Source organism: Paenarthrobacter sp. NPDC056912, assembly GCF_042786555.1.
Lineage (GTDB): Bacteria > Actinomycetota > Actinomycetes > Actinomycetales > Micrococcaceae > Arthrobacter.
Map to the genome: position 1 here is coordinate 1 of NZ_JBHUCD010000021.1, position 14,399 is coordinate 14,399.

The 14,399-nt window shown below is 56.4% G+C and carries 11 protein-coding genes; 7 read left to right on the top strand and 4 right to left on the bottom strand.

Translation table 11 applies throughout. The features are described from left to right. Positions 1–984, top strand: a 984-nt coding sequence (locus tag ACFRJ9_RS19560; RefSeq protein WP_377671390.1) for an ABC transporter ATP-binding protein, incomplete at its 5' end; no start/stop codon positions are given. Between the two features lie 157 nt (positions 985–1,141). On the opposite strand, the gene ACFRJ9_RS19565 is transcribed toward ACFRJ9_RS19560, so the two are convergent. Then, a complete protein-coding gene (locus ACFRJ9_RS19565; protein ID WP_377671392.1) occupies positions 1,142–3,133 on the bottom strand; it encodes an acyltransferase family protein in 1,992 nt (663 codons plus the stop codon). A 724-nt stretch (positions 3,134–3,857) separates the two neighbouring features. Here ACFRJ9_RS19565 and ACFRJ9_RS19570 point away from each other — a divergent pair. The 5 genes from ACFRJ9_RS19570 to ACFRJ9_RS19590 all read left to right on the top strand — a co-directional run bounded on the left by ACFRJ9_RS19570 (position 3,858) and on the right by ACFRJ9_RS19590 (position 8,951). Further along, positions 3,858–5,243: a glycosyltransferase gene (locus tag ACFRJ9_RS19570; RefSeq protein WP_377671394.1), complete on the top strand. Its 1,386-nt coding sequence runs from the start codon at positions 3,858–3,860 to the stop codon at positions 5,241–5,243. Further along, the gene (locus tag ACFRJ9_RS19575; protein ID WP_377671396.1) at positions 5,243–5,842 is read left to right on the top strand and encodes an archaeosortase/exosortase family protein; all 600 of its coding nucleotides are present in this window, start codon (positions 5,243–5,245) and stop codon (positions 5,840–5,842) included. The genes ACFRJ9_RS19570 and ACFRJ9_RS19575 overlap by 1 nt, the downstream gene beginning before the upstream one ends. Before the next feature lie 54 nt (positions 5,843–5,896). Continuing rightward, positions 5,897–7,048, top strand: a complete 1,152-nt coding sequence (gene wecB / locus ACFRJ9_RS19580) for a non-hydrolyzing UDP-N-acetylglucosamine 2-epimerase (protein WP_377671398.1) — start codon at positions 5,897–5,899, stop codon at positions 7,046–7,048. A gap of 99 nt (positions 7,049–7,147) precedes the next feature. After that, entirely contained in the window at positions 7,148–7,834 is a 687-nt protein-coding gene (locus tag ACFRJ9_RS19585) for a hypothetical protein (RefSeq protein WP_377671400.1), read from the top strand. 448 nt (positions 7,835–8,282) lie between these two features. Continuing rightward, the gene (locus ACFRJ9_RS19590) at positions 8,283–8,951 is read left to right on the top strand and encodes a hypothetical protein (protein ID WP_377671402.1); all 669 of its coding nucleotides are present in this window, start codon (positions 8,283–8,285) and stop codon (positions 8,949–8,951) included. 224 nt (positions 8,952–9,175) lie between these two features. Here ACFRJ9_RS19590 and ACFRJ9_RS19595 read toward each other — a convergent pair whose 3' ends face one another. Both ACFRJ9_RS19595 and ACFRJ9_RS19600 read right to left on the bottom strand, forming a co-directional pair. Continuing rightward, complete coding sequence (locus tag ACFRJ9_RS19595; RefSeq protein WP_377671405.1) at positions 9,176–9,400, bottom strand: hypothetical protein; 225 nt, start codon at positions 9,398–9,400, stop codon at positions 9,176–9,178. 1,215 nt (positions 9,401–10,615) lie between these two features. Next, a complete protein-coding gene (locus ACFRJ9_RS19600; RefSeq protein ID WP_377671407.1) occupies positions 10,616–10,906 on the bottom strand; it encodes a hypothetical protein in 291 nt (96 codons plus the stop codon). 785 nt (positions 10,907–11,691) lie between these two features. Here ACFRJ9_RS19600 and ACFRJ9_RS19605 point away from each other — a divergent pair. Next, the gene (locus tag ACFRJ9_RS19605) at positions 11,692–12,327 is read left to right on the top strand and encodes an RNA polymerase sigma factor (RefSeq protein ID WP_377671410.1); all 636 of its coding nucleotides are present in this window, start codon (positions 11,692–11,694) and stop codon (positions 12,325–12,327) included. Between the two features lie 937 nt (positions 12,328–13,264). Here the strand turns inward: ACFRJ9_RS19605 and ACFRJ9_RS19610 are convergent. Then, the gene (locus tag ACFRJ9_RS19610; RefSeq protein WP_377671412.1) at positions 13,265–13,990 is read right to left on the bottom strand and encodes a hypothetical protein; all 726 of its coding nucleotides are present in this window, start codon (positions 13,988–13,990) and stop codon (positions 13,265–13,267) included. Between the last annotated feature and the right edge of the window lie 409 nt (positions 13,991–14,399).

Here is a 14,399-nt window from a genome sequence, read left to right on the forward strand (position 1 = left end):
GGCGGCCTGCGGGTCGCCTCGGGTTCCATGAGCCTCGGTGACGCCACGGCGTTCATCCAGTACTCCCGCGAATTTACCCAGCCGCTGGGCCAGATCGCCGGCATGGCGAACATGCTGCAGTCCGGTGTCGCCTCAGCCGAGCGCGTCTTCGAATTCCTTGACGCCGAGGAAGAGGTCGCAGAGACCGGAACGCGCCACCTGCCTGCCAAGACCGATGGCCACGTCGAGTTCGAGCACGTCTCGTTCAGCTACGTGGAGGACAAGCCGCTCATTGAGGACCTGTCCTTCAGCGCGGAACCGGGTCACACCGTGGCCATCGTCGGCCCCACAGGTGCCGGCAAGACCACCTTGGTGAACCTCGTCATGCGTTTCTACGAGCTCAACTCGGGCCGGATCACCTTGGATGGCGTGGACATCAAGGACCTCAGCCGTTCCGAGCTGCGTTCCAAGGTGGGCATGGTGCTCCAGGATGCCTGGCTCTTCGGCGGGACCATCTACGACAACATCAAGTACGGCAACCTGGACGCCACCGAAGAGCAGATCATGGAGGCGGCCAAGGCCACCTACGTGGACCGCTTCGTGCGTGCCCTGCCGGAGGGCTACCAGACCATCATCGACGAAGAAGGCAACAACGTCAGCGCCGGTGAGAAGCAACTCATCACCATTGCCCGCGCCTTCGTGTCCGATCCGTCCCTGCTGATCCTGGACGAGGCCACCAGCTCCGTGGACACCCGCACGGAACTGCTGTTGCAGAAAGCCATGGCCGCGCTCCGCACGGACCGGACCAGCTTTGTGATCGCCCACCGCCTGTCCACCATCCGCGACGCCGACACCATCCTGGTCATGGAGAACGGCAAGATCGTGGAGCAAGGCAACCACACCGAGCTACTCACCCTCCAAAGCGCCTACTACCGGCTATACATGTCCCAGTTCGCCGGTGAGGAAGAAACCGCAGTGGACGACTCGACGGCGGTGCACAGCTGAGCACGGTTCCGCTGAGTACTGAGTCGGCAGACCCGGCATCCACGGCAGCACAACGTCAAGACGGTCTTGTGCCTCCAGCCCGTATGCTCGACGTCTTCGACCACGCTTCCTAGACTTGTCCTTTCCGTGGCCGAAACAGTTCCTTCGCGCTGAAATGCTACTGCGCCTTTGCCCGCACTTGCTCGGCCAGCCATCCGCTCAGTTCCATAACCCCCGCCTTTGTGAAGTGAACACCATCCAGGTACATCGGCTGGTTTCCGTCCACTGTTCTCTGGCGACAACGGCCGTCCGGACAGAATTGTCCGTTCAGGTCTAAAAGTCGAAAGTGCGGCTTTGCCCTAACAACTTCGGCGATGAACTCATTGTGGCAACGTGCCTGCGCTGCAGTGTTGACCGGTGTATCTACTCGGGAGTTTGTCCAATAGACCGTGGCCGTGGGCGCGAAGGTGGTCAGGATGTTCCCTGCCTCAGCTAGGGCCTCACGATATCGGGATCCACTGTTCGGTGCGCAAAGATCCGTCCACTCGCCGTTACTTCGGTACTCAGTTCCGTCCCACGCGAGGTCGATCAAAATGACATTCGGGTTCGCCGCCTGAATTGATTCTGCCCATCTCTGCTGCCACGGAAGGCAGCCGTTGGGGACGGCCATCTCACCCATGAGGTCAGTTCGCGTGAGCTCCGGGGAAGCGATGCCACAACCGCCAAGGCTGCCATCTGTGACCTCAGCTCCCGGTACTTTATTCATGGCAAGTGCGAAATCGCGGCCCAGCGAATCACCCAAGGTCAACACTCGGGTTCGCGCTTCCGTTGCCGGGATGTTCGTGGGCCACGATGCCGCAACAACAGTGCCTAACCCCATTGCGACCCCTATGAATATCAAGAAGAGAGAGACACGAACGCTTCGGAAGGGGCTGTCCTTCCTTCTGTTGCCGCCACCGAAACGTGTGCGTAAGGAAGCTCGCCACGGCTTTCTGCGCAGAGGTTCCCCGACCGCATGGTGCAGTACCAGACCCAGGATCAAAGAAATGCCGCCACCGACGGCCAGGACCTGCCCGTCGGAAATTGTTGGCTGAAGCTGTATCACCAACCAGTAGATTGGCATGTGGACAAGGAACAGGGCGTAGGAAGCCTTCCCCAATGAGGTGAGAACCGGGAATGAGAACAGTTCTGTCAGGAATGACGGTCTTGTCAGGGTTAGAATGAATCCTGTTCCCATAATTGCGGCCGCTATGAAACCGCCCGAGTACAACCACTCGGACTGATAATCAGTTGCACCGACGCTCATGCCCACGAGGATGCCAAGAAATAACGCCCCAAGTCCCGTATTAAGGCAATATGCGCTCCAATTTGAGCGTCTTTCTTGAGAATCCTTTACATGGAGAAGTACAGCAGCCAGGGTTCCGCAGATGAGTGCCGTGGCATGCGTATCAGTTCCGAGGTAAACCCGATCAACATTGTCCCCATCAAATGCAATGAGTGACCAGACGGCCGACACCAGTCCCATTGAGGCGGAGGCAAGCAGGACTCCTATGAGAACGGCACTAGGTTGTTTCCCTGCTCGTGAGAGAACGAACAATATTACCACCAACAGTGGTGGCCAGATAAGATAAAATTGCTCAGTTACGGCCAAGGACCACAAATGTGACAGTGGCCCCGGGCCGTTGAACGAATCCCAATATGCTTCTTTTCGCACGATCTGTTCCCAGTTCGTAACAAGGAGTAGAGTTGCTGTTGATTGCTCTAGAAAGCGGCGAGCGTCACTGGCGAGGCCAAATAGTTGGACCATAATTCCGGCTGCACAGAGCGTAATTAGCAAAAGTGGGGCCAAACGCTTTATGCGCTTGCGATAGAATGCTCTAAACGAAATGCGCCCGTGTCGCCTGAACTCCGCCAGAAGATTATGTGTAATCAAGAAACCCGAAATTGCCATAAAGAGATCTACGCCGAAGATTCCGTTTGAGTATATATTGCTGTGGTAAATGAGGATACTCAGCACAGCCACCGCCCGCAGCCCGTCGATAGCGGGGAAAAATGCTGTGGGCGGAGGCTTCTCCTCAGCCGGGGCGCCGGCAATCAGAGTTTCCTGAACGCCGGATGCCCACGCGCGATCATGAGTCAGCGGGGCCTCTCCTCTACTACGTATGGTCACTTTCCACTCCTGCTTCGTTGGCGACAAGTCAGGCCGGGAATGAACCAACTGCTCCGAGGGCTACTAGCTCGTTTCCCGCTGTTTATGACGACTAGTCCCCCGGCGGTTTGTTCCAGAGATTCGCGGGCTACAACGAACGGATGCAACGGCTGTTCGATTTCCCAATAAGGTCATGCCGGGGAACAGAACCGGCAGTGGTGCCAAGCCAAAACGGCTGCCAATGCGATTGATGACAAAGCCCGCGGCACGCTTACGGTCGGCCCCGGACACGTCAGAACCGCGCAGAACATCGCCCGCTCAGGTGCGCCTCGACCAGATCAGTCACGATGTGAACCCCCTGGCATGCACATCCAAGGCTCAAGTGGCGTCACAATCCCGGATGATATCGCTACTCACAAGCGAACCTCTCAGAAGAGTGGTCTATCACTGGCGTAGGCGTGGAATGCGTAGACGCTTCAAGACGGAGAACCCAAATGAAGTAACCACTACGGGGAAATGTCCGCACCCAAACACCATCTCATCGTTCGCCGCGCCGATTCTCACCTGCAGCGTTGCAATCCGAGGATCAGATCAGCCCCATCCACCAGGGAACATCGTCCCGACCTGTGACGCCTCAGGTGCGGGTGCTGTCTAGTGAGCCACACACGCCAGAGGCTACGGTCGGTGATCTCCTCATATCACCCACGAGACCTCCACTCATTTATCCATCATCGAGGTTCAAGAAATGACCATGTTCTGGTCCGTTATCAACGCCTTGGCAACGTTTGTCATGGCCCTCTCCGCTGCCTACTTCTTCCTAAACGTCGGGATGGGCATTGGACAGCTTCGCCGCGACAAAACGACGCTGGGACACCAAAGTCACTTTGTCTATGGAAAACCCTTTCAGGTCTCTCCGGACATCGAAATGCCCACAGACTACGTCACTTATTTTCTAGTTGCCTGTTTGAACGAGGAAGCGGTCATCTCATCGACGGTGGCGGGGTTGCTTCACCCCGACGGACAAGCACGCATCGTCGTAATTGACGATGCGAGCGATGACGACACCGGGGCTTTGGCAACTGAAGCCGGCCAGGGCCAGGTGATTCTCGTTCGGCGAGAGCTGCCAAATGCCAGGAAAGGCAAAGGCGCGGCCCTCAACGCCGGATTCACCCGCATTCGTGCAGATGTTGCCGAACGTGGACTCGATCCCGAGAAAGTTATTGTTTGCGTCATGGACGCTGACGGGCAACTTTCAGAAGGTGCAATGGCCCACGTACTTCCGGTCTTCGAAGATCCAAAGGTCGGCGGGATCCAACTAGCTGTTCGTATTCGAAACAGGTCTACGAACTTTCTGCTTCGCTTCCAGGACTATCAATTCTGGTCTCAGTCTGCTTTAACGCAGTTCGGCCGCATGCGAACCAACAGCGTCAGTCTGGGCGGCAATGGCCAGTTCGCACGTTTGTCTGCTCTCTTGGCTGTCGATGACGCCCCTTGGTCCACATCTTTGACCGAAGACCTGGACTTGACCGTCAGTATGGCCACACGAGGCTGGCAGACGAGTTCCACAACTCGAGCAGCTGTCGATCAGCAGGGCGTGGAAACGTTCCAGGCTCTGCTGAAGCAACGCACCAGGTGGTATCAGGGGCACATGCTGACTGCCAGGAGGCTCCCCGAAATACTTCGCTCCGCCAAGATGGGACATGGTGCCGCCCTTGAAATGGCACTCTACGTCCTAGTCCCGTGGATATTTGATCTGCCTTGGTCCATCCTGTACCACCTGGTCTTGATTGAAGTAGCTCTAATGCTTGGAACCCTCAACATCACAGAATGGGGCGCCGTGTCGCTCATTCTCTACGTATTCACGTGGTATCTGCTTGGCTTCTGGCCCGCACTCCTTACGGCGTTCATAGCTCATCGTCGGGACCACACACTTGGGATTGGCGGTGCGCTCAAGATGGGCCACGCGTTCGTTGTCACCAATTATCTGTCCTATGCGTGCGTCTGGCGAGCACTCATTCGAATTCTCCGCGGTCAGCATGGCTGGACAAAGACAGCCCGTACCGCCGAACCCCGGCTAGACAGGATTGGCAATTTCACTGACGCTGCCGACGTTCAAAAGCAAGGACAGTGATGAACTTAAAAACAAAGGCAGATGTCGTGACCTCAAAGTCCTGTCCGGTACCCATCATCCGATGGAGTGTAGCTCTCCTGCTAGTGGGTGCTCTGGTATGCATCTTTTCCGATGAGGCAGCATTTCGTACGACCGAGGCACACGTACTCGCAACATGGCTGAATCCGCTGATTAGTGGTGGTGTCACCCATGCAACAACTTACTTCCTCGTCTATTTACCAGGCTCCGAACTGATCGCGTTCAACATCACCATGGAGTGCACGGCCTTGTTGCTGCTTGCACCCCTCGCAATAGTCAGCGCACTAATGCTGATGTTCACGAGAATTGGCTTAGTAAGAGTGCTCGCGGCTCTGGCAATTTCTGGGAGTTTGACCTTTCTCATAAATCAACTCCGCCTGGCTCTCATTGCGTGGACTACGCAAACCTGGGGTATGGACTTCGGTTATGAAATCGGACATCGGTTTATCGGATCGGTAATCGCACTCTTTAGTTTTGCTCTGGGATTTCTTGTCCTCCTTTGGATGGTTTTTCGTCCCGAACGATCCAAAGGAGTTATCTCACGCGAAAGCCGTACGGAAACTTCGGGGGAAACCTCTTGAATAGCTCCAGCGAAATCGCAAGACAGATTCCATCCCAACGCTCAAGGAACATTAATGATCAACTCTGATGTTGCAGTCGTCATGGGCACTCGGCCCGAAATGATCAAGCTCGTGCACGTAGTCAGACAGCTCGGGGACCGTGTCCGATTGATCCACACTGGACAACACTTCGACGACGAACTATCTGGCCAGATCCAGAGCAGCCTGGGCCTGCCCCATCCTGACGTTGTCCTGAAGGACGTCGGAGGTCAATCTCGTTCCAGGCAAATTGCCACGTGCATGCAGGCCATCTCCGAAGAATTTGACAGGCAGAAACCTGCAGTTGCAATCGTTCAAGGCGATACGAATACAGTGTCAGCCGCCGCCCAGGCCGCCAATTACGCAGGGGTGCCTCTCATACATGTTGAGGCTGGGCTTCGATCCTTTGACAGAGCCATGCCGGAGGAAATTAACAGGCTCGTCGCTGGAGCATTGGCCGATGTGCATTGCGCAGCCACTGAAGCCAACCGATGGAACCTCGCATCTTCAGGCACTGATTCTGACACTATCGCCCTCACAGGGAACACAATCGTGGAAGCCACGCATGCGTCATTGGCCTTCGCTGACAGCCAAGGCCCCCATAGCACCCTCGATAAATGGGGCAACACTGATTTCGCCTTGGCCACGATCCACCGGCCAGAGAACACCGACAGCGCTCAAGCCCTTGAACGCTTTCTGGCAGGATTGGCCGGCATCAATCTTCCAGTGCTTGTAGCGGCACATCCCCGCACGCGCGCGGCCATCGAAAGATGGGGACTAAATCGCTATTACGGCCCCCTGACATTCATTGACTCCGTCCCACATCATGACTTCCTGCGCTTAGCCCGGGCGGCCAATTTACTCGTTTCGGACTCGGGTGGGCTCCAGGAAGAATGCACCGTACTCAAGAAACCTCTTGTGGTCGTCAGACGCAGTACCGAAAGACCAGAATCAATTGCGGCAGGTTTCGCCCAGTTAGTAACCCCAGAACAGAGCATCAGTCGGGTAGCCAATCAAGTCCTCGACAGCAACCAAGAGCATGCTCTTGCCGCTATTTCTTCACCCTATGGAGACGGGCTGGCAAGCCTTCGCATCGCAAACCTTGCATCGTTGATCGCCGACGGATCCGTGCCAAGCGAAGCCATAGCCAAAACCGCTCAAACCTATCCCTTGCTGCTCAACCGATAAACCTGCCATAAAGGCAATCGCTTGAGCGTGAAGCAGAGATTATTCCAGTGCGACAAACAAACTCGCTACATATGAACGACCAAGAAAGATGAAACAACCATGTCAACACATCTCTCCCCCGAACAGTGGCCCGGGCACACCGAATCAGTCACGATGACCTCGCCAAAGTCCGTCCCCGACGTGACAAAAGACAAGTCAAAGTCGGGAAGGTCGACTCCTAAGCCCCTGCCCACAGTTCTTCGGGCCATCCCGCTCCTTGCCGAGGTACTCATCGTCGCAGTAGGTTCTCTCGTGCTGTGGTGGGGTGCAGACGGAAACGGCGTGATCAACGCCAACCAAACGAGCATCACAGTCTTCATCGCGTCACTGACTGCGCTCATGACCGGCCGCGGCTTCATTTTAGTTATGCTCGACGCCCCAATGGCCACCCCAAAGTCCAGTCCGTTCCGCACGCAATGGCTCACCACAGTCAGGAATGTTGCCCTGGTGGTGGTAGCACTGTATTCAAAGTACCTCGGTGACTACATGGGCCAGTGGATCATCACATTTGCTGCGATCGCCTTGGCAGCCACCAGCGCCACGGGACTGATACTGGCCATTATTCGACGCGAACCATCCACGCTTCTCACTCATCGATGCCTCGATGCCTGCGCAGGATTCCTGGCATTGGTTTTTACCTACGACATACATCATTGGGACGCCACCTTTATCTCCGCGCTGACTAGCCTCGTGCTGGTTCCCGCCTTCTTCGCTTGGGCCATAACGAAGACTGTCAGCACCGATTGAAAGAACTATTGACGCACCCCTGGTCACCGTCTGAGGCAGCAAATGCTCGACTTTGGGGGGCCTCCCTCAAGCATAGAGAACATCACGACAGCAACCGGAAAGTCCCGGCAAGAACCGCGGCTTAGCGTTCCCTGCCAGATCCATCCGGCATCCAGGGCGGATGATGACTCATACCCCAGGACACTAAGTGATGAACGGCCACCGAACAGATGGAACTCAAGTTAGATAGCCAAGACCTGGGACACTCTTGAGTCCTGCTCAACCGCAAATAATGCTGCGGTGTTCGCAATACATGATCCAATACGAATTCCTTGGCTTGTCATCATGATTTAGTACATGAGGACTATTGACTTCTGCAAGGGACGGATGCCACTCGAAGTTGCATTGGTGGTCCGGCCTCCATTCTTCCAGCGTCTCAAATACCAAGTAACCAAAAGGAGTCATTCCCATGACCACTAAGATTCGCAAGGCAATCGTTGGTGCCGGCGCCAGCGCCCTGATAGCCGGTGCACTGCTCGCCGGTACAGCCACGGGGGCCTTCGCTGCCACCGTCGCGCCGACCGTCCTCCCGGCAAAAACCATCGCCAAAGGCGCTACAGGAAATGTTGGCGCGTTTGTCGGAAACCAAATCGGCACTGCCCAGACTGGTACGGTAACCCTCAACCTGACAGCGCCAGCCAATTCAATCTTCAAAACCCCTGAGGTTTGGGGCGAGGACGTAAACCAGGGCGTCCCCACAGGGGCGACTTCAAAGAGATTCACAGGCGCAGGTGAAGGGTGCACTATCAGCAACGCCGGAAAGAACATGACCTGCACCGGCGCAATCACGATACCCGCCGCTGGCAACGGCAAACAAAGCGGTGTGAACTTTCTCGCAGACGTGACTGTCCAGTCCAGCGCGGCCGATAACACCCTTTACACGGACGGTGACTTCAACATGACCAACGCCGGGAGCACCATCTCCGGCGGACGAACCAACCTCCAATACCGGACACCGGTAGTGGCCAATGCCCCGATGGTTGACCCGGTGATCGGTGGCGGAGCGGCGGCCGCCGGACTCCTGGCACTTGGTGGAATTTACTTGACGCGTAACCGCAAGAACGCGGCAACTGCCTAGGAACATCCACACGGACAAATCGGCGATCCGAAACGACTTCTTAGGACGATTTCTGGTTTCTCATTCCAGTTCTCGGTTGATATGTAGCTATTGGTCATGAATCTAGTTTGGCCGGCCCGGGGAACAACTCCCCGGGCCGGCCTTTACGTTCTGCAGGTCCATGTGACGTCGGCGTTGAGTCTCCTTACGTGGCTGTGCCGCGTATTGCCGAAGCCCGGCACGTGTCACCCCGTCTCCAAGAGGGCGACGACTGCCTTCCGGTCTGTGGTGATCCACGGCGCTGAAGTCCCACCCATGAGGTCGTCAGCGATGACTCGGTATCTAACGTCTGAATCATCTGTGTTCTGATCAATAGCGGACTTGATCAGGATGCGCCTGTTCACTCGCCACAATTTTGCGATGTCATCGAGCAATGCCATGCCCTCATCACCGGCGATCTTCATCCGCACGGATCAAGCCCCCACAGGAAATCTGTCAATCGCACCTTAAAGACTCCTGCCAGGCAAAGCACCGCCCAAGGGATAGTTTTCCCGAAGATTCCACTGTCGTCGTCATTATCGTCTGACCTCTTGCTATTGAAAGACAGGTCACTCACATGTGAGCAACCATTCACCGGAGATAGATGATCTCGATTTGCAGAGAAGGAACTTATGAAGACACGCATGAAATGGGTAGCAGAACCTCCAACGACCCTTGCCCTAGTTGCTGGTGACTCCCGACACCGCCAACGCCGCTACCACGGTCTCGGGGGCTGATATGGCTGCATATGGTTCCACGGGGCTACCGGGAGGCGGCGGGCTCTTGGGAGTGGCTGGTGGGGGCGTCACAGGCGCCGGAACCCTGGCCTACACCGGATTTGAGTCTTTCTCCGTTGCTCTGCTCGCCGCTGTCTTGATCCTGGGAGGAGCGTTGCTGTTCAGAATCACATCTACGCGCTCCAAAGAGGCAGCACTACCGCCAGCAAGCATTTAGTCCATTCTCGAAAACGTATTTGGGTGGCTTCCGGGACGAAATCCCGGAAGCCACCGAATCCTCTCTAGCGATGTCGGTTTCTGTGCTTCCTCCTCGAACAAACGATCGCAGAGTGGTGGTTCTTTGTTCATCCAATGACCCTGGACCTCGTTCGACAGCTCTGGTCCATGCGTCGCCATCTGGAAGTAATGCTCAAACACCCCTCGAACATAGGGGAATGAATCGCAATTCAGCCACTTGTTGCACTCATCGATTGTCTGGGGTGCCGGGCGTACGCATCGCCGGCAAGTCAATTCAAGTGAGGAACACCAGGCACATGACATCCACCATTGGTACACAGCATCTGCAGGATTGGACCTAACGATGCGGAAATCTATCCGAACACGTGCACACGCATCTTCCGCCCCTGCTGTAAGGCATATGAGAATCACTCCCATCGTCTCTCACAGCCTTGAATCCCCACCAGATGAAACCAGCCGACAAATTTCGTGGGCAAGCGGGCCATCGAAAAACTGTGAGCAGGTAACTGCCGAGGTTGAATGGTTGATTCAGGAACTGGAGCGGGCACTGGCCAATTCTGAAGCGATACGCCACCCCCTTTCCATGCAACGTGCATGAGGCCAGCAACTTGATTTGTCCCTATTGCCAGTGTTCTGAGTGGGAATGCGATGGCGCACATGAAGCTGACTCCGTCACGGAAAAGCGGACGCTTTTCCGCGTCTGGTGGAAACCACCGAGGCTTGGGCAGCGCAGCTGATTCCACTGCTCAAGGGACCGGCAAAATCCATATTGGACCATTCCGGGCCACGGCTGTGTCCTGCTTGCTGATTGAAGCCCTGCTTGATTGCTAGAATATTTGCGTCGAACGAACTCAGGGATTGAACAATATCCTGATTGATCCGGAGTTTTTCAGCACCGTACTTTCTGTCGACCTGAATGGCAGGAAATCCATTCCCGCGGGTCTGACCAAGGGACGAGGGCATCTTCCACTCAGTACTATCACCGGGCTTCCATTCCCCGTCCAGGCCGGAGGGAGCCAGACATGAGCGCCACCGCTGAGAACACCAGGTCATCCGCAAACAGCGTCGGCCCCGGACTGGCGTCGATCTTAGCTGGCGCTCCGGGGACATCTGGGTCGCTGGATTGATCGCCAAGAAGACGGCCGGGATGCTCCGGTAACTATAAGGCCCCCGGGAAGTTCGTAGGTATGACACCGCTCGAAACGATCGAGCCCAGCACGCGCAGCCCCTGATTTACCAAGCCAGCGCCATTTTCCCAGGATTCGACCCGCAGACCTGCCTGTGGAAGTTGACAGCGCTTCTTTCGCGTAGCTCGGATGGGACCACATGGCTCCCGCCAACAAGATCAAGCCCGGCCAGTACAAGCCGTTGGGTCGAAGCTCTCCTGCAGGACCGCATCCATGTTGATCTCAATGCAGAGCCGGGGTCTGCTCGCTTTGAATATAGAGCCGCAGCCGTGCTCCTGTCTTTGTTGACTCGAGATCTTGCAAAGGAGATAAGCATCCCATAAGTTTGTAAAACGATTAACCAAGGCCGACGGCGGCAGCACTTTCCAGGTCGAAAGGCAACACGCAGTGGAATCGTAAGGGTTCCGTGAGACACACTCACTGTCCCATTAGCGCTTCAGCAGAGAGGCGACGATGATAGCTGCCCGAACAACACGATGTGCACAGCCTGAAATACTCACTCGCACTCCCCCTCGGCCGCCCCAAGAACTGGCGATCCTGGATGACGGAGAGCTTCTCATTGTGCTCCGGCAAGGACGCCTCGATGCCTACGCAGTCCTATTCGCACGCCACTCGCCCGCAGCCATACGCAGAGCCCGGCGTCATACCCGCGACCACCAACTAGTCCAAGACGCCGTTCAAGGGGCCTTCGCCAACATTCTGGCTGCCGTCCAATCAGGTCATGGGCCCGTCGGAACCTTCACCGGTTACCTCCATGCCAGTGTCACCCGACACATTCAACGCGAAACCATGCGAAGGAGGAGGGAAATCCTCGTCCCTTACGATGAAGAGCACCTTGCCCTGCACCCCAAGACGTTCCCCGAAGTTGCCTTCAACGCCTACTTGGTGGACGATGCCCTGCAGCAGGCATTCCAGTCCTTACCTAAGCGCTGGCAACTAATCCTTTGGCACATTGACGTCACCGGCATGCCTCCCCGGGAAATCGCACCGGTCTACGGAATCACCCCTAACGCCTTGGTGGCACTCCACCGGCGCGCTAAGACAGGACTGCGTCGGGCGCTCTCCAAGCCGGACCTAGTCCAGTTTCCAGCTCAGCGAACTCTCCCGCCTGCTGGAGCGACGCTTCTAGGAGCGACGACTCACAAATTCAGCAGCGGCAAGAAAGCAATCATGACGAAAGCTGATTCCGAGCGATAGTTTCGATCAGGCAAAGGATAAAGACTCCAACACAGATTATCTGCCACCTCGGCGGGCACTCAGAATCTGCTCTTACGCTCCCGAAGACCACCGGCGGCAGCCGCCCCGAAGGGGCCTTTAGGCCCCGCGAAGCCTGGCCGTGTCCAAGGTACCCCGCCACTGGAATCGATTTGATGACGGAAGTTTGGCGGGGTGTCGGGAGAGTGTGCGGCTGTCCGCTCGGGGGAATGGACAGCCGCACCGTCCGTTGGACTCAGACAACAGACAAACGCACCATGACTGTCGCAGGTACGCTTCCGGTTCGCGTCGAGCAAAGAACGTTATCCAGCTACCTGGCCAGGCACACATCGCCAGATGCCAGGTCCTTTGGATATTCCTTGCCAAGCGAACCCGTGACAAATGAGTTCGTTGCTCCCAACGAGACCCAACACCGCTGACAGACCAGTCCGCCCCGGCTGGTCCCTCGCGGGCTGTCCAGAATCATTAGCGTATCTTCGACCGATCGTGACGCCTTCTGCGACGAATCCCTGCCTAACCACCAGAGTTGGCCTTGCCGGCAAGTGCTGGGAATGGCTGCCGACTTACACAAGCAAACAGCTTTCGTGTGCGTCGGAATGACTGTACTCACACGGTTGAAAGCACTCACGCTTCTAGGAGATGAGTTCACGGAAGCAGAGTCCGTCTCTGCGATCCGAGTTCCTGGTGGACTCGGGCTGGATGGAAATGGCGTCCGTTACGTCACTGGTCGCTGCGAGATGGTCCCACGGCCAGCATTTTTCTCCGCCGCTGTCCTGCCCAAGGTTATTTGAGCCAGAGCCTATTGTCGCTGTGGACGATATGGTGGCGTCGCCTGCCAGCAACCATACGTCTAAACGGGCACATCTGCCCATTTTGCAAGTTTCAATGTCTGTTTTCTATCCCACTCGAGGAGGACTGGCTAGTTATTAGCGGGATCCATCGGAATTGCGACTCCGCGCAGGCCAAATATTTCGCTCGTGGCTAACGCCGTCCCAATTGTCTTCGTCGACGAGACGAATGGTTGTGCAACGAGGATGCGGGTCTTTTCATCGTTTCCTTGGAAGTGACATGGTTGGGGTTGGCGTTTAACAGTTACGCCCGCGTCGCATTCGTCCCATAGGGGGACACCGGCGGCGGTAGTTGCTTGCACCCCCAGGGCGCTGATCAACTCCCCTCCATACCAAAGATCCCTTTCAGTCACACGGTAAGTGAAGGTAATGGAAGCGACTTCGCCCGCTGGCAAACTGCCCAACCGCATGCCAGGCACATCAGGTTCAGTGGCGTAGGTGAGGTTTTCCAATCCGGCGTTGGTGAATGAACGGCGAATGATGGCGATGTCGTGAAGTGGCTCGTCCGTGTCATTCATGACCCAGGCAGCGAATGTAATCATTTCGCCGGGAAACGCCTGAAGTTTGTCGGCGCTGTAGATTAGGGTAATGCCCGTTGTAGGTGGCCTGCCGCGCCCATCCAAGAAGGGGGTTCCGTCCATGACGATAGCTCGAGAAAGGCGCAGCAGGCCTTTGGACCACTTCCTCGCCACAATGGGCGAAATTCCCAACTTCAGGGCCAAGGCCATCGGGTCGAGTCCATCTTCCATAGCTTCAATGAACTGATCTGGCATGGCTGTGGGACTCTCGTCAGTCACGGGCTAAGTCTCCTTGCTGTGCGACCAGTACCGTGAGTCCTGCACACATAGCCGCATCTTCTTTGGGTTGACGGTCACCTTGGCGCCTATTGTCTCCCATTGCGCTTATCGTGCTGGCGCATGGCAGAGGGTCGTAGTCGCTCTGCGCGAACCTTCGGGTCCGCGTCGAGTCCGTCTGGATGTCGGTTGGGTGGCCCTCACAGAGAGTCAGGACCAGCGCCATGATGCTTTTGGCTCGAGCCGTGGCTAGTTCCGGCACGGCAGTCTCCTTGTTCGTTGGTGAAGGATTGGCTTAACTACCTTCGTAGGTTCGAGTAGCCGCCAACTCGTTCAAAATGACGAAAGAAAACTGTCGGTTTGTCTGTTCCACTAGTCGCATTCCCGCAATGACATGACGGGATCGGGTCCG